20 protein-coding genes are annotated in these 20,285 nt (G+C 65.5%); 15 read left to right on the top strand and 5 right to left on the bottom strand.

The features are described from left to right. The first annotated feature begins 208 nt into the window (after positions 1–208). From JWS13_RS36840 to JWS13_RS36795, 10 genes are all read left to right on the top strand, one after another. Positions 209–2,530: an ATP-binding protein gene (locus tag JWS13_RS36840; protein WP_206010260.1), complete on the top strand. Its 2,322-nt coding sequence runs from the start codon at positions 209–211 to the stop codon at positions 2,528–2,530. A gap of 255 nt (positions 2,531–2,785) precedes the next feature. Continuing rightward, positions 2,786–3,802, top strand: coding sequence for a PDR/VanB family oxidoreductase (locus JWS13_RS36835; RefSeq protein ID WP_241032470.1), 1,017 nt, complete (start codon positions 2,786–2,788; stop codon positions 3,800–3,802). Between the two features lie 24 nt (positions 3,803–3,826). Next, positions 3,827–5,089, top strand: a complete 1,263-nt coding sequence (locus tag JWS13_RS36830) for a cytochrome P450 (protein ID WP_206010259.1) — start codon at positions 3,827–3,829, stop codon at positions 5,087–5,089. A 62-nt stretch (positions 5,090–5,151) separates the two neighbouring features. Then, positions 5,152–5,973 carry a MoaF C-terminal domain-containing protein gene (locus tag JWS13_RS36825; RefSeq protein ID WP_206010258.1) on the top strand — a complete coding sequence of 274 codons (822 nt, stop codon included), beginning with the start codon at positions 5,152–5,154 and terminating at the stop codon, positions 5,971–5,973. A gap of 12 nt (positions 5,974–5,985) precedes the next feature. Further along, complete coding sequence (locus JWS13_RS36820) at positions 5,986–6,396, top strand: cupin domain-containing protein (protein ID WP_206010257.1); 411 nt, start codon at positions 5,986–5,988, stop codon at positions 6,394–6,396. Between the two features lie 47 nt (positions 6,397–6,443). Then, on the top strand, positions 6,444–7,352 hold the full coding sequence (locus JWS13_RS36815) for an alpha/beta hydrolase (RefSeq protein WP_206010256.1): 909 nt from the start codon (positions 6,444–6,446) through the stop codon (positions 7,350–7,352). Positions 7,353–7,399: 47 nt separating this feature from the next. Further along, positions 7,400–7,837 carry a carboxymuconolactone decarboxylase family protein gene (locus JWS13_RS36810; RefSeq protein WP_206010255.1) on the top strand — a complete coding sequence of 146 codons (438 nt, stop codon included), beginning with the start codon at positions 7,400–7,402 and terminating at the stop codon, positions 7,835–7,837. Positions 7,838–7,869: 32 nt separating this feature from the next. Next, entirely contained in the window at positions 7,870–8,388 is a 519-nt protein-coding gene (locus JWS13_RS36805; protein WP_206010254.1) for a hypothetical protein, read from the top strand. A gap of 67 nt (positions 8,389–8,455) precedes the next feature. Beyond that, entirely contained in the window at positions 8,456–9,655 is a 1,200-nt protein-coding gene (locus JWS13_RS36800; protein ID WP_206010253.1) for an NAD(P)-dependent malic enzyme, read from the top strand. Beyond that, on the top strand, positions 9,646–9,939 hold the full coding sequence (locus JWS13_RS36795) for a WhiB family transcriptional regulator (protein WP_206010252.1): 294 nt from the start codon (positions 9,646–9,648) through the stop codon (positions 9,937–9,939). The genes JWS13_RS36800 and JWS13_RS36795 overlap by 10 nt, the downstream gene beginning before the upstream one ends. 77 nt (positions 9,940–10,016) lie before the next feature. Here the strand turns inward: JWS13_RS36795 and JWS13_RS36790 are convergent, their stop codons facing one another. Continuing rightward, a complete protein-coding gene (locus tag JWS13_RS36790; RefSeq protein ID WP_206010251.1) occupies positions 10,017–10,979 on the bottom strand; it encodes an LLM class F420-dependent oxidoreductase in 963 nt (320 codons plus the stop codon). Positions 10,980–11,074: 95 nt separating this feature from the next. Here JWS13_RS36790 and JWS13_RS36785 point away from each other — a divergent pair, with 95 nt between their 5' ends. Together JWS13_RS36785 and JWS13_RS36780 are read left to right on the top strand one after the other, a co-directional pair. Continuing rightward, positions 11,075–11,923: a helix-turn-helix transcriptional regulator gene (locus JWS13_RS36785; protein WP_206010250.1), complete on the top strand. Its 849-nt coding sequence runs from the start codon at positions 11,075–11,077 to the stop codon at positions 11,921–11,923. A gap of 30 nt (positions 11,924–11,953) precedes the next feature. Next, positions 11,954–12,499, top strand: a complete 546-nt coding sequence (locus JWS13_RS36780; RefSeq protein WP_206010249.1) for a dihydrofolate reductase family protein — start codon at positions 11,954–11,956, stop codon at positions 12,497–12,499. A gap of 73 nt (positions 12,500–12,572) precedes the next feature. Here JWS13_RS36780 and JWS13_RS36775 read toward each other — a convergent pair whose 3' ends face one another. Genes JWS13_RS36775 through JWS13_RS36765 form a run of 3 tightly spaced genes read right to left on the bottom strand, consistent with a single transcriptional unit; the run spans position 12,573 to position 14,467 of the window. After that, positions 12,573–12,815 (bottom strand): type II toxin-antitoxin system Phd/YefM family antitoxin, encoded by a 243-nt coding sequence (locus JWS13_RS36775; RefSeq protein ID WP_206010248.1) that lies wholly within the window; start codon positions 12,813–12,815, stop codon positions 12,573–12,575. Positions 12,816–12,844: 29 nt separating this feature from the next. Further along, a complete protein-coding gene (locus JWS13_RS36770) occupies positions 12,845–13,360 on the bottom strand; it encodes a hypothetical protein (protein WP_206010247.1) in 516 nt (171 codons plus the stop codon). An 18-nt stretch (positions 13,361–13,378) separates the two neighbouring features. Further along, positions 13,379–14,467, bottom strand: coding sequence for a DUF2207 family protein (locus JWS13_RS36765; RefSeq protein WP_206010246.1), 1,089 nt, complete (start codon positions 14,465–14,467; stop codon positions 13,379–13,381). A 292-nt stretch (positions 14,468–14,759) separates the two neighbouring features. On the opposite strand from JWS13_RS36765, the gene JWS13_RS36760 reads away from it, so the two are divergent. Next, a complete protein-coding gene (locus JWS13_RS36760) occupies positions 14,760–18,050 on the top strand; it encodes a protein kinase domain-containing protein (RefSeq protein ID WP_206010245.1) in 3,291 nt (1,096 codons plus the stop codon). A gap of 173 nt (positions 18,051–18,223) precedes the next feature. On the opposite strand, the gene JWS13_RS36755 is transcribed toward JWS13_RS36760, so the two are convergent. Continuing rightward, on the bottom strand, positions 18,224–19,000 hold the full coding sequence (locus JWS13_RS36755; protein WP_206010244.1) for an IclR family transcriptional regulator: 777 nt from the start codon (positions 18,998–19,000) through the stop codon (positions 18,224–18,226). A 586-nt stretch (positions 19,001–19,586) separates the two neighbouring features. Here JWS13_RS36755 and JWS13_RS36750 point away from each other — a divergent pair. Further along, positions 19,587–19,976, top strand: a complete 390-nt coding sequence (locus JWS13_RS36750; protein ID WP_206010243.1) for a Rieske (2Fe-2S) protein — start codon at positions 19,587–19,589, stop codon at positions 19,974–19,976. Continuing rightward, positions 19,963–20,271 (top strand): hypothetical protein, encoded by a 309-nt coding sequence (locus tag JWS13_RS36745; RefSeq protein ID WP_206011970.1) that lies wholly within the window; start codon positions 19,963–19,965, stop codon positions 20,269–20,271. Before JWS13_RS36750 ends, JWS13_RS36745 begins: the two co-directional genes overlap by 14 nt. The last annotated feature ends 14 nt before the right edge of the window (positions 20,272–20,285 follow it).

Raw genomic sequence — 20,285 nt, 5'->3', positions numbered from 1 at the left:
GTGAACGGATCGCCACGCGGCGTGTCCGTGCCTATCTTCTATCACACTCACCGCAGAATCAGAAGAGAGCGCGGATACGACGGTCCGACACGGACCGCCGCCCGACGGCTCAGCGATGACGCCGCCTTCGAACAGAGTTTCGGTATTCCGACGTCACATCGCCGGGGTTGCGATATTCTGACTTCGTCTGTCGCAATGTGGAGGTGTCGTGTCGAAGGCGAGAACTCGCAGCGGCAACGTTCCGTCCACCGCGACCAGCTTCGTCGGCAGGCGTCAGCAGCGCAAGGAGATCCGCGACCGCCTGGCGAACGGACGGCTGGTGAGCCTGATCGGGCCGGGCGGAGTCGGCAAGACCCGATTGGCGTTGCACGTCGCCGACGAGACGAACCACCTTTTCGAAAACGGCGTGTACTTCGTCGAATTGGCGTCCGTCTCGGACGGAGGCGACGTACCTTCTGCAGTCATTCACGCACTGGGAATTGTCGATCAGTCGAATCGTGACGCCACGGCAAAGCTGATCGAATATCTTCGCGATCGCGAGATCCTGCTCATCCTCGACAATTGCGAGCACGTGCTCCCGGGGTGCGTCGCATTGGTCAGCGAAATTCTGCGATATGCGCCGTCGACACGGATTCTGGTCACTACCCGCACCTCGCTGACGATGACCGAAGAATTCCTTTATCCAGTACCTCCACTCACCGTTCCCGATGACGCGGCGCCGGTCACCGTGGAATCCTTGTCGCAATTCGAGTCGATCCGATTACTCCATGAACGTGCGGAGGCCGCCTCGCCCGGTTTCGTCCTCGACGAGCACAATGCTGCCGCAGCGGCGCGTTTGGTTATTCAGCTGGAGGGAATTCCGCTGGCAATCGAACTCGCGGTCGCCCGAATGCGCATTCTTTCGCTCGACCAGATCCTGGAACGACTGACGGACCGATTCGGGCTGCTCACAATGGGAAGTCGATCGGCCGCACCGCGCCAGCAGACCCTCCGATCGCTCGTCGATTGGAGTTTTGCACTCTGCACGGAACCGGAACGTGATCTGTGGGCGCGCCTCTCCGTTTTCGCAGGCAGTTTCGACCTGACGTCGGCCGAAGGCGTGTGCGGGGGCGGAGACGCCGAGGGCGGCCACCTGTCCACAACCACGCTCGATCTGTTGAGTTCCCTGGTGAATCAATCCATCCTCGGAGTCGAGGACCAAGAATCGACGATGCGCTTCCGGATGCTGGAAACCATCCGGGCCTACGGCGCAGAGATACTCGCGCTGACGGGAGACTCCGAGAAATTCCACAGCCGCCACCGTCAGTACTTTCTCGGCGTGGTCAAAGGCCTGGAACGGTCCTGGTGCGGGCCCGACCAAGCCGCCTCTGCCAAGTGGATGCGCATCGAGCGGGAAAATCTCCGCGCCGCGCTGGACACCGTAGGCCCGGGCCACGACTACCAACTCGAGTTGATCGCCGGACTGCGATATCGCTGGTACGCCGATGGATACATTGCCGAGGGTCGCAGGTGGGCAGACGAAGCGCTCGACGCACCCGACGGTGACCGGGCGCCCACGCCGGCCCGGGCAAAAGCGCTGTGGGTCGCTGCCAGGGTGTCGCTTCTCCAGGGCGACCACGAGGTGGCAGCACTGCGCCTCGACGAATGCGAAGCATTGGCGACGCAGCTTCACCTTGCTGATGCGGCGGCCCACTGCGTCGGGCTGCGGGGACTCGCTGCACAGCTTCGCGGCGACCTTGCCGAGGCCGAGACTCATTTCGAGGTCGCGCTGCGAGAGTTGGCCGACGTCGGCGAGACCGCCGAATGGCTGATGGCGTCCTTCGAGTACGCCGTCGTGCTTTCCCTCGACGGCCGTAGCGCGGAAGCCTCGGCCGTCAGCACGTCGGCGCTGGCCGTGTGCCGGGATCGCGGTGAACGATGGGCGCGCTCGTACCTGAAGTGGAGCCAGGGCCTCGACCACTGGCTGCAAGGCGACTTCACCGCGGCACATGAGACCGCGCTCGACGCGCTTCGTGATCACCGCATCTTCGATCCGTCCCTGGGGACCGCCCTGATGACCGAGCTTCTGGCCTGGATCGCGGGATCGACCGGTCAGTTCGAGCGCGCGGCACAACTGATAGGGGCCTCTCGAAGCCTGTGGCGGCGCACGGGCACGGAATTGGTGGCATTCGGACCGACACTCACGGGATATCACTCTGCCTGCCGCGGTCTGCTCGAGCAGGCCATGGCGCCTCGGGCCCTGTCGGCAGCTCTACAGGCAGGCGCAAAGCGGTCCCCGACGGGAATCATCGCCTATGCACTGGCGGAACAGGTCGCCGAGTCGATTCCCGAGGATGAGCCACCCGCGCTCACCAGTCGGCAGCAAGAGATCGCAGCCCTGATATCGAAGGGCCTGACCAGTCCACAGATCGCGGCGGCTCTCGTGATCTCCGTGCGCACCGTGGAGAGCCACATCGAGAACATCATGACGCGCCTCGGGTTCGTCTCGCGCAGCCAGATCGCCTCGTGGTACATCGGACAGTCCCACTGACCGGACCGCGAACTCGTAGGTCGGAACCGTTTCACCGCGTTCGACGCTGACCGCACCCAGTACGGACATCCGCAACTTCCGTACCCCCTACCGTGATCTGCCCCATGTGCGTAATCGCTCGCTACGGCAGATTACGACGGACCACACGTTGTGACCTACCCCATTCGCGCAGCCCGATGGTGCGTCCGATCACACCGTGGCTTGGTGCAACACAGTCCACGCCGGGGCATCCGGCCGAAATTCGAAGGAGTCCCCATGGCATCGCAGTTCGAGGCCCGACACTCCGGCCAGGAGCCTCGGCGAGCGGACCCCGAGAATCAGGCACACGAGGACCTCGCGATGGAAATCAAGGCCAAGACGCCGATCACCGACACCGTCACGCAGCTGACCCTCGTCCGCGCCGACGGTCGAGACCTCCCCGAGTGGACGCCCGGTTCCCACATCGACGTCGTACTCGGACCGGACATGGTCCGGCAGTACTCCCTGTGCGGGGAACCCGGCGATCGTCGTTCGTGGCAGGTGAGCGTCCTGTACCAACCCGACGGCCGAGGCGGCTCCACACGCCTTCATCACGAATTACGCGAAGGCGAAAGCATCACCATTCGTGGGCCACGCAACAACTTTCACCTCGTCGACGCGCCCCGGTATCTGTTCATTGCGGGAGGAATCGGAATCACCCCGTTCCTCCCGATGATCACGTCGGTCGATCGAGTGGGCGCCGAATGGTCCCTGATTTATGGAGGTCGCAGTCGACGCAACATGGCATTCGCAGACGACCTGAAACAGGCTCACCACGACCGCGTGACGTTGGTTCCGGCAGACATCCACGGGCGGATCGATCTCGCGCGCATCCTTGCGGATGTCACTCCCGAAACCGCGGTGTACGTGTGCGGCCCGGAGAGTCTGCTGTGTGCTGTGGAGGCGATGGCCGCCGACTTCGACAATATCGGCGAAATTCACCTGGAGCGGTTCACTCCGAAAACTCCGACGGACGCACCCGTCCTCGATGAATTCGAAGTCGAATTCGTCCGGAGCGGTATCACCGTCTCGGTCGGATCGGATCAATCAATCCTCGACGTAGCACGGGCCGCCGGCATACCCGCACCATTCTCCTGCTCCGAGGGAACGTGCGGGACCTGCGAAACAAATATCGTGTCGGGCCTGGCCGACCACCGCGATTCAGTTCTCAGCCCCGCAGAGCAGGAAGAAAACAGCACCTTGATGATCTGCATCAGTAGGGCTGCGTGTCCAAAGATAACGCTCGACCTCTGACAGCCCACCGAAGAGAGGAAAACAATGACTGGGTGCCCGGTCGCTCATACCGCCGCAGGATTCTCGTTCTTCGACCGCGAATATCAGGAGAATCCGGGGGCCTCGCTGGCGTGGGCTCGCGAGAGCCAACCGGTGTTCTACAACGACGATTCGGACTACTGGGTCGTCACGCGGCACGAAGACGTGAAATCGGTCTTCAGCCAATTCAATCACTTCTCTGCGGCCATCACCCTGACGCCGGTCACCCCTCCTTCCGAGGAGGCCGGCGCGCAGCTCGGCAAGTACAACTTCGCGCCCTGCCCTGTCCTCGCGGATTCCGACCCGCCCATGCATCGGCAGTACCGCCGGCTGAACGCTCCGGCATTCATGCCGGACCGGATCGACCCTCTCGCTCCCTACATTCGGGATACGACGAACGCCTACATCGATCAATTCGTCGATCAGGGTCACGCCGATCTCGTCGCCGATATGCTCTGGGACATCCCCTGTTTGGTCGCTCTGCAGTTCCTGGGGATTCCCGAGGAGGACGTCGACACCGTACGCAAGCTGGCCACGTCCATGACCGAATTCGTGTGGGGCCGGCCGAGCCCAGAGGAGCAGATCCGTGCCGCCGACGGCCTGGGCCAGTTCTGGGAGATGGGTGAACGCGTCATCGGGAAACTCAAGGAACTCGACAATCCACCAGGGTGGCTGGGCCATGCGATCACGATGCAGCGCGAACACCCGGACGTCATCTCCGACACGTGGCTGCAGACGAACGTCATGGGTGGCGCGATGGCGGCGCACGAGACCACGACGAATGCCACCGCGAACGCGGTCGTCACTCTGTTGAGGAACCGCGACCAGTGGGATCGCCTGTGTGCGGACCCATCTCTGATCCCCGCGGCGGTCGAGGAGTGTCTGCGACTCAATCCCTCTGTGGCCGCTTGGCGCCGAGTCGCGAAGCAGGACGTACAGGTCGGCGACGTGACGATTCCCGCGGGCGGAAAGATCCTCATGGTGATCGCGTCAGCGAACCAGGACGGCTCCGTGTTCGACGATCCCGAACGGTTCGATATCGACCGAGACGCCAAAGCGCACATCGCATTCGGCGCGGGAACACACATGTGCCTGGGTAACCATCTCGCCCGGCTGGAGATGATCATCTACCTGGAGGAACTGACGCGGCGCCTGCCTCACATGACTCTCGATCACCAGGAGTTCCACTACGTTCCGAACACCTCGTTCCGCGGCCCGGAGTCGCTGCACGTCAGTTGGGACGTCGAGAAGAACCCCGTCCTCACCTGACCGGCCCTCGCGCGCCGAGCACTTTCGAGTACTCCCGAACGCTACGAACGGAGAAAGCACGCATGACCACCAACTCCATCGACTTCTCTGATACCAGGACCTGGCCGCCACTGGACGGACTCGCGCCGGGATTCGACGGCAACAAGGCCGTCAGGTCGAGCAGTGTGGCCGGCCGCAACATCGTGTTCACCAACTCCCACGGCAGCCGGGTGTCGCATCGCTTCGGCACGGCCACCGTCGAATGGAGCTACGAGCCCGGAGCCGGCGACCCGCACCCCGCGATCTCCGGAATTGACGACTACGAGGCCTTCGACGTCGCAGAAGGGTTGGTGTACACACAATTCCATCATCGTGAGAACGTGCCGAATACAGCAGTCAGCCTCGTCCTCGACTTCGACCACGGACGAAGCCTGGCCATCGTGAGCACGATCGGAGATCCGGCCGAAGGCCGGACCCGGGTCCAGCACAACTTCCTGCAGGGCCGCATCGAGGGACTGGAGACCCGCGGACCGGAACCGGCACCCACGACCGCACTCCTGGGTCGACGATTGCTGTGGACCTTCAGCGACGATCACAGCTACGAGCACATCTACCTCGGACAGCACTCGTACACGTGGCACTGTCTGGCCGGACCCGCGGCCGGCCTTGCGGACACCGACGAGTGCACGACCTATCAACTACGCCCCGGAATCTACGTCTTCGCCTCGCGGGAAAAGGTGATCCCCTGCGCGTCGGTCACCATTGCCGATCACCGCGATATCACGTCTCTGCGATCGTACGGGGCCCTCTTCGGGCTGGACGAGACAGGTGAACTGCCGACGCACTTCACGTTCGGCGCAGTAGGCGAGCTACTCAGTCACACGATACGAAACACTCACTCCTGAAAGGACAAGCCCATGTTGGCCAAAGGAAACGTCAAGGTCACCGACCTGCTCTGCGCCACCCCGCCCGCGATTCCCGAGGGTTCGCACGCGATGACACAGCTCGTCGAACTCCCACCGGCAGACCCCGGACTCGCGCCCCATCGCCACTCCGGACCGGTGTTCGGTTACGTACTGGAGGGAAGCATCTTCTTCGAACTGGAAGGCGAAGAGCCCCGGGTAATCGTTGCGGGCGAGGCGTTCTGGGAACCCGGCGGTGACGTCGTGCACTACCAGGTCTCCAATCCCGATCCGCAGGCCTGGAGCCGGTTCGTCGCCGTGTGCATCTGCGCTCCCGACGTGGACATGATCACCATGCTCGAACCGGAAGAGATCATTGCCCGCGACCATCTGCGTCACCCCAGCGCACGTCAGCACCAGGGCTGAGCGCCGCTGCGACTCCGAGTCGCGCAATCGAGACGAAATGAGGATTCATGTCAATACTGTCGCGACGGGCGGTGGCCGACGTCATTGCCCGCCGGTTCGCCGCCAAGATCAACTCTGCGATTCACCCCGCCGGCGAACCGCGGTTCCCTGAAATCGCTATTCGCACCACCGATATCAGCATCGAGACGCGCCACGGTCCGGTTGCTGCGACCATCTATCCCCCGCAGTCGCCGACAGGCACCCCCGGGGTGTACGTGAATGCTCACGGCGGCGGCTTCGTAGTGGGACGCCGGGAGCAGGACGACGCCTGGTGCCGCTTCCTCGCCGCCCACGCCAATGTCTATGTGCTCAATACGGATTACGCGTTGGCGCCGCACAAACGATTTCCCACGCCCGCCGAGCAGTTCTACGACGTAGTTCAGTGGGCATCGGCACCGGAGCGTGACTGGGACGGCAGGCGGTTGTGCGTCGGCGGCCAGAGCGCGGGAGGCAATCTGTCGGCAGCCGTGTCGCGGATGTCGCTGGAGAACGACGGCCCCGCCATCTCGTTGCAGATTCTGCACTACCCGCCGCTCGACATCGTGACGCCTCCCTCCCAGAAGCCGTCACCGCTGGGCTCGAAAGCCGTCCTGCAGCCGTGGTTGTGCGAGGTGTTCGATACCGCCTACACCCCCGATCGCGCACAACGTAGCCACCGGTTCGTCTCGCCGGCATGGGGAGACAACGCCAACGGCATCGCGGGTATCGCACCGGCATTGGTCATCACCGCGGAGTTCGACCGACTGCGCAGCGAAGCCAAGCGGTACGCGGACAAGCTCGAGGCGGTCGGCGCGCTCGCCGAGTACGTCGAGGTGCGCGGTGTCGACCACGGTTACGACATCATGACCGACGAGACCGAGATAACCCGCCGGATGTACGAGGTGATCGCCGCTCACGTCAACCGGGCGATCGACTGAAACATTCAGTCCCACAACCATTCGACAACCTACCCAAAAGGAACAATATGAGCAGCGTAAATGTCGGCAAGCAGCACCCGACCGTCTACAAGAGCCTGGTGAAGCTGGACGCGGAAGTGAAGTCCGCTCTGGATCTTGCGGGCGTGGATCCGCTTCTGGTGGAGTTGGTGAAGATCCGCGTCTCCCAGCTCAACGGCTGCGCCTTCTGCCTTCGCATGCACACCCGCGACTCCCTGGCCAAGGGCGAAAAGGCTGATCGGCTCGCGGTCGTCGCGGCGTGGTGGGAAGCGCAGTACTTCAGCGACCAGGAGCGTGCTGCGCTCGCCCTCGCCGAACAGGTCACCGGTCTCGCCGTTCCGGAACGGCGCACCTGGGACGACGGCTCCCTCACAGACGATCAGGTGTCCGCGATCAGCTGGCTCACGATCGTGATGAATGCCTGGAACCGGGTTGCCATCACCAGCCACTACCCAGTGGCGCCGTAGAGCGTGCATTCTGTGGGTCGCCGAGTGTGACGATGTTCGATATCCCAGTCGCGTACGCGACGATGTTCGTCGGAGCGGTCGGTGCCCTCGTCCCGATGTGGCGAGCGCACGGAACCACCTGCCGGGTCCGGATCGCGCACGCCGCGATGGCGCTGTCCATGGTCGCGATGATGATCCCCGGCATGCCGGCAGGGATCCACCTGCTGGAGGGTGCCGTCCTCATCGGCCTCGCCGTGTTCGTCACCGGCGAGACCATGCACCGCCGAACCGCGGTTCCCTGCGCGGTCGACCTCACGGCCATGGGGGTGCTGCTGCTCCTGGCGCCGACGTCCGCTGCCACCCCAGCGGCGTCGGCGCCGGCACCCTCCGGCCACCATCACGGTGGCGCAGGAATCTCGACGGGCTGGCTTCCCCTCGTCGTGCTCGTGTGCTGGGCCCTGTTGACCCTGCACCTCTATCGCTCCACCCCGCGCCGCGAGCGTCCCGGCGTCAAGTTCGCGGCGGCGGGGTCGGCACTGATGATCCTGGGCATGACCCCGATGGTCGTCTGACACCACAGAGGGGCCCAGAACAGCGTCCTCGCCCACTTCGCAAAGCCGTTCAGAGAAAAGAGTTTCCGTGACCCGCGTGTCCGAACCCACCGCACCACAGACAGTCGAGCTGACCGACGAGGAAGTCTTCGCCGGCCACCTCGGCGGCAAGCTGTCCGTCGAGCTGACCGCCCCCCTCGATTCCCAGAGGGATCTGTCCATCGCTTACACGCCCGGTGTCGCGCAGGTCTCCCGCGCCATCCACGCCGACGAGACCCTCGCCGACCGCTACACCTGGACCAACCGCCTCGTGGTCGTCGTCTCCGATGGCTCCGCGGTCCTCGGCCTCGGGGACATCGGCCCCCGCGCCTCCCTCCCCGTCATGGAAGGCAAGTCGGCGCTGTTCAAGAACTTCGCCGGCCTGAACTCGATCCCGCTGGTCCTCGACACCCAGGACCCCGACGAGATCGTCGAGACCCTGATCCGGCTGCGACCCAGTTTCGGCGCCGTCAACCTCGAGGACATCTCCGCACCCCGCTGCTTCGAGATCGAACAGCGGGTCATCGAGGCCCTGGACTGCCCAGTCATGCACGACGACCAGCACGGCACCGCCATCGTCGTCCTCGCCGCCCTCAAGGGCGCGGTGAAGGTCCAGGACCGCGACATCCGTGGGTTGCGCGTGGTGATTTCCGGTGCCGGCGCCGCCGGTGTCGCGTGCGCAAACATCCTGCTCGCCGCCGGGATCGCGGACGTGACGGTGCTGGACTCGAAGGGCATCGTCTCCGAGGATCGTCAGGATTTGAACGCGGTGAAGGTCGACCTGGCCGGACGCACCAACCCGGCCGCCCGCCGCGGCGGTGTCGCCCGGGCCCTCGACGGTGCAGATGTGTTCCTCGGCGTGTCCGCGGGCACCGTCCCGGAGGAGTTGATCGCGACGATGGCGGAGAACTCCATCGTGTTCGCACTGTCGAACCCGGACCCGGAAATCCACCCCGACATCGCCCGCAAGCACGCGGCGATCGTCGCCACCGGCCGCTCGGACTTCCCGAACCAGATCAACAATGTGCTCGCCTTCCCCGGCGTGTTCCGCGGTGCCCTCGACGCCGGTGCCCGCCGGATCACCGAGGGCATGAAGCTCGCCGCCGCCGAGGCGATCCTCTCGGTCGTCGGTGACGAGCTGGCTGTCGACAGGATCGTTCCCAGCCCGCTCGATCCTCGCGTCGCCCCCGCTGTCGCGGAGGCAGTCGCCGCCGCAGCGCGGGCCGACCGTGTCACCGCATGGCACTGACGACCGTCTCCGTATGTCACGATCGACCGACAGTGGATCCGGCCCACTGGCGCGAATCAGCCAGCTGCACTTCGGTGGGCGACTATTTCTTCTTCGCTCCGGAGAGCGAAACAGACCACGCCCGCTATCTCCGAGAAGACATCGCCCGCGGCATCTGCGGAGGCTGCGCCGCCCGCCACCACTGCCGCCGGTACTCGCTCGAGACCGCACAGCCGTACGGCGTGTGGGGAGGCTTGACCGAATGGGAACGCAAAGAGATTCTCGAGCGATCCAGCGCATCGTGACGACGGCGACCGGTCCGGGTGACGTGCGTGAAGGCCGAATCGTCAGGCGCGTCACCCACCGGCATGCGGGCTCGGACTCAGACTCCCGCCGCCGAGACGAGCTCCCGAATCTCGAGAGCTTTGTCCAGCATCTGACTTGTGTCCCGCCACCAGTCCTGCAGGTGCAGGTCGAGGATCAACTCGTCTGCGCCCGCACTTGCCACGGAGGCGATGTCGTCGAGAATCTGCGCGGTTGTGCCCGAGAAACCGATCCGATCGTCGCCGAGCGGAGTCTCGGAGAACGCGACGTTCCCCACCACGATCATTTCCATCTCGGACGGGTCCCGCCCCGCGGCGGCCGCGGACTGGCGGATCACGTCCCACCCCGTGCGAAGCTTGTCAGCACCGGCGGCGCCAGGCGTCGGGAAGAGCGGCATCCAGCCGTCGGAACGTCGGGCAATCCGTTCCAGCACACGTGCATTGGGGCCTCCTGCCGAGCTGACATCGACATCGCCGGCCAAGATGACGGGGATCGGCGACGCGGGCTTCGGCAGGACGTAGGCGTTGTCGATGAGCGTGTGGGGCCCGCGATAGTTCACTGGATCCGGCCCCCAGGCTGCGTCGAAGACGTCGAGGGTCTCGTCGAGGAGTCGGCCGCGGTCGGACTTGGCCATGCCGACCGCCTCGAACTCGTCTACTGCCCAGCCTGTTCCCAACCCCGCGACCACACGCCCGCCACTGATCTGGTCGAGCGTCGCGAATCTCTTCGCAAGTTGGAGAGGCTGATGAAGGCCGGCAACTATCACGCTGGTGCCCAGTCGGACTCGCTCCGTCACCACTGCTGCGGCGGTGAGGACGATCAGCGGGTCAGCCGCTTGCCGATACGCGGACGGCCACGGCGCGCCCGGAGTAAAGGAATCGCGGGGTGCCACCGGAAACAACAGTCTCTCCCAGGCCCAGACACTGTCGAACCCAGCGCGTTCGGCAACTCTGGCTACTTCCGTGACGTCGTGACGCAAATCAGTGCCGATCCGCTGGGGCAGTCGAAGTCCAAGTCTCATGAGTCAAGAATGAACGATCGTCGTCCTGGTACAAGGAGTGAATTTATCCTGGTATTCGCGCCACCTGGATCGCCGCCGTCCCAGGTTCGGCTTCCATGAAGAATGTGAACGCACGTCCCGAAGTCCGTGCCCGTCGCGGCGAGTTCGGCGCTTTCCTGAAGAGCCGCCGGGCCCGCATCACGCCGGAGCAGGTCGGCCTGCCCACCGGGGGGCGCCGCCGGACCCCGGGATTGCGACGCGAGGAGATTGCCCAACTGGCCGGCGTCGGAGTCACTTGGTACACGTGGCTCGAACAAGGTCGCGACATCAAGGCATCCGAGCAAGTGCTTACGGCGATCTCGCGGACGCTACGGCTGGATCTGCACGAGCACGCACATTTGCTGACGCTGGCGGGCGTGACAGAACCGTCGAGCGCGACGGAGTGCAATGCCGTCACGCCTTCGATGAAGGCAATGATGACCAAGCTCGACCCCTATCCGGTGATAGTGAGCAATGCGCGCTACGACGTCCTTGCATATAACCGGGGCTACTGCTGGCTGATGGGCGACCTGGACGCTGTTCCGTCCCGGGAGCGGAATCTTCTCGTCCAAAATCTGCTCAACCCGCAGTGGCGGGCGCGCATTGTCGGCTGGGAGGAGCACATTCCCCGTATCGTGGCGGGCTTCCGCGCCGCGTGGGCGGAGCACCTCGGTGAGCCGGCGTGGAAAAACTTGGTAACTCGACTGACTGCCGAGTCTCCCCTGTTCGAACAGCTGTGGAAGCGATGCGACGTGACCCGCGAGCCCGTCACCGATCGGCGCTTCGAGCACCCCGCTGCGGGGCCGCTGACGTTCCACGTGACCCACCTGAACGCCGGAGTTCATTCGGAGATCACGATGTCCACCTTCACACCGGCCGACGAGGACACGGCATCGAAACTGCCGACCGCGGCCTGCCGGCGATGACTTTGCGGCCCTGGCCGTGTCAGTATTCGCATGAGAACACTCGCGATCACCCAGAACATCACCCTCGACGGCTCGATCGAGATGCTCGGCGACTGGTTCGACCCGGCAGACCAGGATCCAGAGTTGCTGGAGGCGACCAACCGGCAGTCCGAGCGCGCGGACGCCATGTTGCTGGGTCGGCAGACGTTCGAGGACTTCCGCAGCTATTGGCCCCGACAGACCGACGACCGGACAGGCATCACCGATGAGCTGAACCAGATTCAGAAGTACGTCGTCTCGTCCACTATGTCCGACCCCGAGTGGGAGAACTCGACCGTGCTCACGGGCGACTGGATCGCCCAGGTGCGAGCCCTGAAGGGGCAGGAGGGCCGTGACATCATCGTCACCGGTAGCGTCACGCTGACCCATGCCCTGATCGAGTCCGGTCTGGTCGACGAGTACCGGCTGTTCGTATACCCCGTCGTCCAGGGTCGGGGACGACGGCTGTTCCCCGACGGCTACGAGACGCCGAGGCTACAGCTGGTCGAGGCCCGCGGCTTCCAGAACGGCGTCTCCCTGCTGCACTACACCGTCTGAGGACTCCACCGAGGCCGGTCGGCTGGCTCGCTCACCTCTCGGACGACCGAACGTCACGCATCAGTCGCGCCAGCTACTGCGCATCAACGACGTCCCCGCCCTCGACGTCGGCCCGGCCGGCGAGATGCGCCGCCAGCAGATCCGTGTCCGACAACACGGCGATCGTCTCTCGCAACGCGTCATAGTCGTCGGCGCCCAGCAGGACCGCGGCGCGGTGCCCGTTGCGGGTGATCTCGAACCGCTCATGGGTGCGTTCAGCCTCCTCGACCAGCCGCGGCAGCTGGGCTTGGGCATCAGCAACAGGAAGAGTCGTCATGTACGTATTCAAGCCCAAAATGTGCGCACCTACCGCTCCGCGTCAGCAGGAGCTGTGGTGGTGGTGGCCGTCGGTGTGGGTCGCTTCGTCCGCGTCGGGAGGTCTGGTGGTGGCGGCAGCAACCAGGTGGTGGTCGGCTCCGTCGTCCGTGTCACGGGGAGCACCTCGAACGTCGTCTGCACCACCATCGACGGGATCGGCACGCACCGCAGCCCGGCCACCTGGAAACCGCGACTGCCACGGTTCGGCACCATCGCGCGGAAGTCCGCGACGCTGCCGACCTGACGGGTCTCACCCAGGACGCGATCTCCGAACTCCACCGACCACGGCCCACCGCACGTCGGAAGATTCGTCGCGTGGTACTGGATGCGGTCGCCCGGCTGCCCGCTCGGCGGAGTGACGAAGAGGACAGGCCCGGCGGGATCGAGCATGCGCGCCGCTTCCCTGTCGGGTTCGCTCGACGCACCGCCGCCGGTGTGGACTGCGAGCAGGACAGCAATCGTCCCGACGAATGTCGTCGCCGCCAACCAGGGTGTCTGTCGCACCGGTCTCACCTCGCACCCTCAATTATGCGGCTTCGCCGCCCACTGCAGGCCTGTCTCGTCGTCGTACAACGCGGTCGACGGGTACCAGTCGGGATGCGGGGCGGCCCGTCCGGTCACGCGGCGGTACTGCGCCGACCACCGGTCGGCAACACCGAACGCGAAGGCGTAGGGGACGGCGGCGAGGAAGCACTCACGGACCGCGGCGGACCCGATCGTCGTCGACCGGCCCGACAGCACGCGTTCGAACCCGGCGGCGCCCGCCCACACGTGGCGTCCCGTCGGCGTGTGCCGAAGACCCGTTCCCGCAGCGAACACGCCGAGGGAGCCGATGACGAATGCGACGAACGGAGCACCGAGGATCGTGGGACCGAGTACGCCCAGGAATCCGAGTGCGGCGAGAACCGTGCACAGGCACGCCATCGCCCGCCCGATCCACGTCCTGACCGAGAGCACGAGCAGATCATCCCGCGCCGCCCACGACCGGCATGCGTCGGACATCGCGCGCATGCCCTCTCTGACCGCGCAGCCGGATGTCGGCGAGCCGTCGGCAACGAATACCCCACCCGGCGAACGGATTCCGAGGTGATCGGCCAACACCCGCGAAATGGAGTCGATCCGCCTCCACCGTTGTGGGGTGCCGATCCCCTCGATCTGCCACAGGCCGTCGTCGACCAAGGTCAGCCGGACCACCGACTGTTCGGCCAGGTGCAGCAGTGTCGCCGTCGGCGCGCTGTCGCCGATCCACTTCCGCACGACGAATTCGGTCTGTGCAGGCCCGAGACCGGGCACGGGTCCGTACCGCACCGGCGGCTCGGGGAGCTTCTCGCGGGCACTTCGCGACCACAGCCGACCCGCGCCCCACGCGACGACCGACAGCCCCACGGCGCCCGCGGCGAGCCCGAACGAGTCGCCGACGATCGCCGCGAGCCCACGCGCATTCGACGTCGGCCCCCACACCAGGGGAAACAGCAGTCCTGTACACGCCGAGACGCCGAGGAGTACAGCAACGGCAACGCGCATCCTCGCCGCATCCGACGCGCGACCCCGCGCCACGCTGCGGACCTCCTCGCCGGAATCGGGCTGGTACTCATCGCCGTTGTCGTACATTCGCCTACCTCGTCGCCGGGAATATTCGCTGATACCGCAATCCTCGGCACACCCACCCCCGGCAACCAGACGACACAGGGACTACCGGCCCCACCTCGAGGTGCACGATTCCTCACCCCATCGGGGAGGACGCTCCCACGCACCGTGTGATGTCGTGGCGGCACCCGGAGAATCCGAGCAGTCCACGGTTCTTTGGGCGAGGACGTGGCGATAGTCTGGGGAAGACGTCTCTTCGAGAGGTGGAGGATGTTTCCCAGGTCCCCCGAGGGGAACACGGGCGGATAGCTGGCTGATGACCGACGACGACCCGCTTCGAACACATCGTGATGTGGTCAGCACGGTGTTGGATCAACTGCGCGCGGTCGGATTCGATGACGCCCGGGAAATCGGGCGCGGAGGCTTCGGCTTGGTGTATCGCTGCATCCAGTCCGCTCTGGACCGCACGATAGCGGTGAAGGTCCTCACCGGCAGCCTCGACGAGGAGAGTCGAGCCCGGTTCCTTCGGGAGCAGCGGGCGATGGGCCGACTGACCGGGCACCCGAACGTCGTGAGTGTGCTCGAGGTCGGCGTCACCGACAGCGGCCTCCCCTTCCTGGTGATGCCGTACTACCCGCAGGATTCCCTCGACGCCCGAATCCGAAGGCACGGGCCGCTCACGGTGGAGGAGTCGCTGCGGCTGGGAGTGAAGATGGCCGGCGCGCTCGCCACCGCGCACCGGTCCGGCATCGTGCACCGCGACGTCAAGCCCGGCAACATTCTCCTCACCGACTACGGCGAGCCGATTCTGACCGATTTCGGGATCGCGCACATCGCGGGCGCTTTCCAGACCGCGACGGGCACTGTCACCGGGTCGCCGGCGTTCACCGCACCGGAGGTCCTCGGCGGTGACGTGCCGAGTCCGGCGTCAGACGTATACGGGCTCGGGGCGACGCTGTTCGTTGCGCTGACCGGGCACGCGGCGTTCGAGCGCCGCAGCGGTGAGCAGGTGGTGGCGCAGTTCCTGCGGATCACCACGCAGCCGGTGCCGGACCTGCGGGAGTCCGGTATCGACGCCGACGTGTCCGCGGTAGTGGAGCAGGCCATGTCCCGGGATCCGGCGGAGCGGCCCACCGCCGCGGCACTGGGCGAAGACCTGCGGGAAATTCAATCCCGCCGGGGTGCCCCCGTCGACGAGATGGCACTGCGCCCCGAGCGGGGCGCAGTGGACCCGGTGCCGCTGACCGCCGGGGGCACCGGTGTCGGCCGGCCCCTGCCCAACGGGCACCCGTCACCGGCAGGGACCGGGAATCTTCCCGTCGAGTTGACCAGCTTCGTCGGCCGCCGAACAGAACTCACCGAGGCCAAGCGGCTGCTCTCGGCGTCGCGGCTCGTGACGTTGACCGGAATCGGTGGTGTAGGCAAGACCCGGCTGGCGCTGCGGGTCGCGGCCAACACGCGGCGAGCGTTCGCCGACGGGGTGTGCCTGGTCGAACTCGGCGAGCTACGCGACGGGACGCTCCTTGTCGAGGTGGTGGCGACCGCGCTGGGGTTGCGACAGCGTTCGCCGAGAGCGCTGCAGACCGTAATGGAGTTCCTCACCGCACAAGAGATGCTGTTGATACTCGACAACTGCGAGCAGGTGGTGAACGCGGCAGCGGAGCTGGCGGAGACACTGCTGCACGCCTGCCCCGGCCTGCGGATACTCGCCACCAGTCGCGAAGCCCTGGGCATCGGCGGGGAAGCGGTCATGCGGGTACCCCCTCTGACGGTTCCGAACTCCGACCGGGAGCCTCGGCCGGCCGGCTTGCCCCACTACGACGCGGTGACATTGTTCGCGCAGCGGGCCACCGCCGCGGTGACCGGCTTCGAGATCACCGAGGACAATGCTGCCACCGTCACCCACATTTGCACCCGGCTGGACGGATTGCCACTGGCGATCGAATTGGCTGCGGCCCGCCTACGCGCGATGTCGCCCGAGCAGATCCTGCAGCGGCTGACGGACCGGTATGCGCTGCTGACCCGCGGCAGCCGGGGCGCGCCGACCCGGCAGCAGACGCTGCGGTGGAGCATCGACTGGAGCTACGAGCTGTGCACCCCGGAAGAACAGCAGCTCTGGGCTCGACTGTCGGTGTTCGCGGGCAACTTCGAACTCGATGCCGCCGAAGAGGTGTCCATGGACGACGTGGACCCGGACCGTCGGCTCGATATCGTCGCGTCCCTGGTGGACAAGTCGATCCTCCTGCGCGAGGAATCAGGGAACGCGGTGCGATTCCGGATGCTCGACACGTTGCGTGACTACGGTCGGGACAAGCTCGAACGGGCCGGCGCCTACCCGGGCCTGCGTCTACGGCACCGGAACTGGTACCGGAAGCTGGCCCTCGACGCGGAGGCCGGATGGATCAGTCCCCAGCAGGTCAGCTGGCTTGTCCGCCTCGATCGGGAACTACCCAACCTGCGCGAAGCGATGGAGTTCAGCCTGTCGGAACCGGGTACTGCCTCGGCCGAGGCGGGGCTGCAGATCGCCACCGCGCTGTTCCCGTTCTGGCTCTCCCGTGGACTGCTCAGCGAGGGACGCCGCTGGCTCGACCGTGCCCTGGCGCAACGGGAGGAACAATCCCCCGCTCTGCAGGTCAAGGCGCTGTACGCGGCCAGTGTCCTGGCCAGCAGACACGAAGACCTGGCCCGGGCCGCCGCACTGACCGACGACGGGCGCGCGCTCGCCGAAGGTCGGGGAAGCGCGCTCGATCGCGCCCTCATACAGCACGCCGACGCGGCTCTCGCCATGCACAGCGGGGATCCGGAGCACGCCGTCACAGCCCACTCGCAGGCGCTCGAGGTGTTGCGCGGTGGGGATGACCTCTTCGCGCAGATCGCCACCCTGCACGGGCTCGGACTGGCCCACGAAATACTCGGACACCCCGCGCAGGCCATCGCCTGCCTCGACGAGGCGATCCGAATCGCCGAAGTGCACGGCGAATCGGTCATGCGGGGCCGCTCGACCTACACCTTGGGGCTGGTGATGTGGCGTGAGGGTGACCGCGAACGCGCGGTAGCGCTTCTGCGGGAGGGACTCGAGCTGGCACGTCGCGTCGACGATCCCATCGGTGCCACTTGGTGTCTGGAGATACTCGCCTGGATCGCGTCCAGTGAGAAGCGCTTTCACCGCGCTGCCGTCCTGATGGCGGCCGCCGCGGTACTGCGACGGCGGGTGGGTACCTCCGTCGATCAGATTCCCAACTTGACTGCCTCCCATCAGGAATGCGAACGCATCACGCACCGCGCACTCGGCCCGCGGGCGTTCACGGCAGCCTCCCGCGAGGGCGAGGCGCTGGGTTTCACCGCCGCCGTCTCCTACGCACTGGACGAACACTCACCGGCTGCGCGGCCGGCCGTCGACACCACGACGGCACTGACCAAACGCGAACAACAGGTCGCCGACCTGGTCGCGCAAGGCCTGACCAACAAGGCGATCGCCGCCCGCCTCGTGATCTCCCAACGCACCGCGCAGGGCCACGTCGAACACGTCCTCGTCAAACTCGGCTTCAACTCCCGAGCGCAGATCGCCGCCTGGGTTGTCGAACAGGCACAGGACAAAACGAACTGAGCGCCGTCGCCACGATTCCCATCGTTGCCCGGCGGAGGTGCTCAATTGTTCGGTCTTATATGCCAATTGGTCTCGGCTGATCCGCCCCAGAGGCCAGGTCAATCCGACCCGCAACGCAGGCGCTTCGATCCCAGACTCGGTGGTGGTCGAATCGCCGGCGACTCAGGCCTCGCTCATGACACGTCCGCGAGGCTGCCGGAGATCTGCGACGCCGTTTTCTGGATCATTTCGACGATGATCGAGCGTTTCTCGTCATCGAGCAGAAACCCGGCGCACGGGGTGGAGACGGTGGCGATCGTGCGACCATGTTGCTTGATCGCGGCCGCGGCCGTCCAGAAGCCCTCGCCGATCTCCTCGCTGGACACGGTCCATCCTCGACTGGCTTCTTGTTGAGCTTCCCGGAGGAACTCGTCCTTGCCGTTGAGCGGCGGGAGGGCATTCGAGGCAAGCGCTCGGTCGACGTAGCGCTCCCGTTCCGCGGAGGGAAGGTCGCCGAGGAGCAGGCGGGCGCTTGCGCCGCGTAGTGGCGGCAAATGCTGGCCGACCTCGATCGACATCCGGAACAGTCGTGGTGCCTCGATGCGGTGGATGCATGCGGGAACGCCGTTCACAAGCCGAATGAGCAGCACGGTCTCCTCGATCTGCTCGGCAAGCTCGCGCATGAATGGTTCGGCGATGTCGACGATCGATGTCACCTGCCGAAACGCCCGGTAGAGCCCGGTTACCCGCGCGGTCAGGTGGTATTGGCCGCGGGCGCTTTCCTCGACCAGGCCCATGTCGCGCAGGAGCGCTACGTACCGATGGACTGTGGGCACCGGTACGCCGATCGCGTCAGCCAGCTGGCGCACGGAGGCGACCGGACGGTCCTCGGTAAAGGCAAACAGAAGTTCCAAGGCCCTGCGCGCACTTTCCTTGCGAGCGCCTTCCGACCCACTGCCTGAGGTTGTCACCGAATTACCTCCCAATCGACGTCTTCTCGAGCGCCCTGATCGCGCAGAGCCATAGAAACGCTATCGCACAGTGATAGCAATCGGGCTCGGCTCGGTGATAACCGAGCACCAACCCTCCCCGTCTCATCCGGTCGATCAGCTGCAGCACGAATGATCCGCGCGCCTCTCGAACAGCCCGATACCGCGCAGACGCACCCGAGAGGCGCGCGCACCGAGACACGTGATCGACAGCCGGCAGACGACGTCGAACAGTGCGTGCGCTTGGCACGCAGACCCACCGCTTCGTGAGGTCGCGACAACACGTTGACGTGTGCCGCAACCCACCCTATGATTTCGCTCATATCACTCAGCGATAATTCTAATTCTCGCCAAGTGATAGTTCGAACGCGGCTTGAACGTGACGACATGCCTAGTGGACGGCTGAGCGCCGACTCCTCGGCGCCCGGCAACTGGACGGACAGCGCGGCCGCTCGCGCGCTGGATTCGTTTCTTCACCAACCGGTTTGCCGTCTCAGATATGTCGCAGCGATACAAAATGCCGGGCACAACTATTCGTGCCCGGCCCGGCCCCGAAGGAGACAGCAGCATGGCCATTAGCGCCCGCCCGGTCGCACCGGACATCGTGGTCGCCCGTAGTACTGACGTCCTCGAAGGCAGACGGCACCTGGTCGCCGTCGACGATGTGCACCTCGGACTGTTTCGGTTCCGCGGGAAGCTCTATGCCTACGAGAACGCCTGCCCGCACATGGGTGGTCCGGTTTGCCAGGACCGGATGGTCGACGGTGTGCTCGAGCGCATCGAGGACGACCGAACCAGTCGAGGCATGACGTTCGACGAGGACGATCCGCATGTGGTGTGTCCCTGGCACGGATTCGAATTCCGGATCACGACCGGAGAACACGCCGGTTTCTCGAAGATCCGGCTGCGGTCGTTTCCTGTCACGGAGGACGGCGGTGAGATCCGTGTCCGTCTCTGAAGTCCGCAGACAGGCCGCGGAAGACCTCGCCGATTTTGGGCAGCGTTTGGAGCAGAGCGTCACTGTCCTACTCGAACACGGCGAAGCTACCGAGGTGTCCGAAGAAACCGTCCGCCGCCTCGTCAGCGCTGCCACGCGGCTGTGCGCCGCACGGACCGAAGCCACTGGCCAAGAGGTGAATCCGTTGCACGACGATGTCATTGCAACCGAGGCGATCGTATTGGCCTGCGCACTGCTCAAGGCCCGAGACCTCAACCCGTTCGACCTCGCACTGTGGTTCTCACGTTCCCACTGACTCGCTCAGCCCGA

It is taken from the genome of Rhodococcus pseudokoreensis (genome assembly GCF_017068395.1).
GTDB lineage: Bacteria > Actinomycetota > Actinomycetes > Mycobacteriales > Mycobacteriaceae > Rhodococcus_F > Rhodococcus_F pseudokoreensis.
Note: the sequence above shows the minus strand (reverse complement) of the source record. Positions and strands in the feature narration are given on the sequence as shown.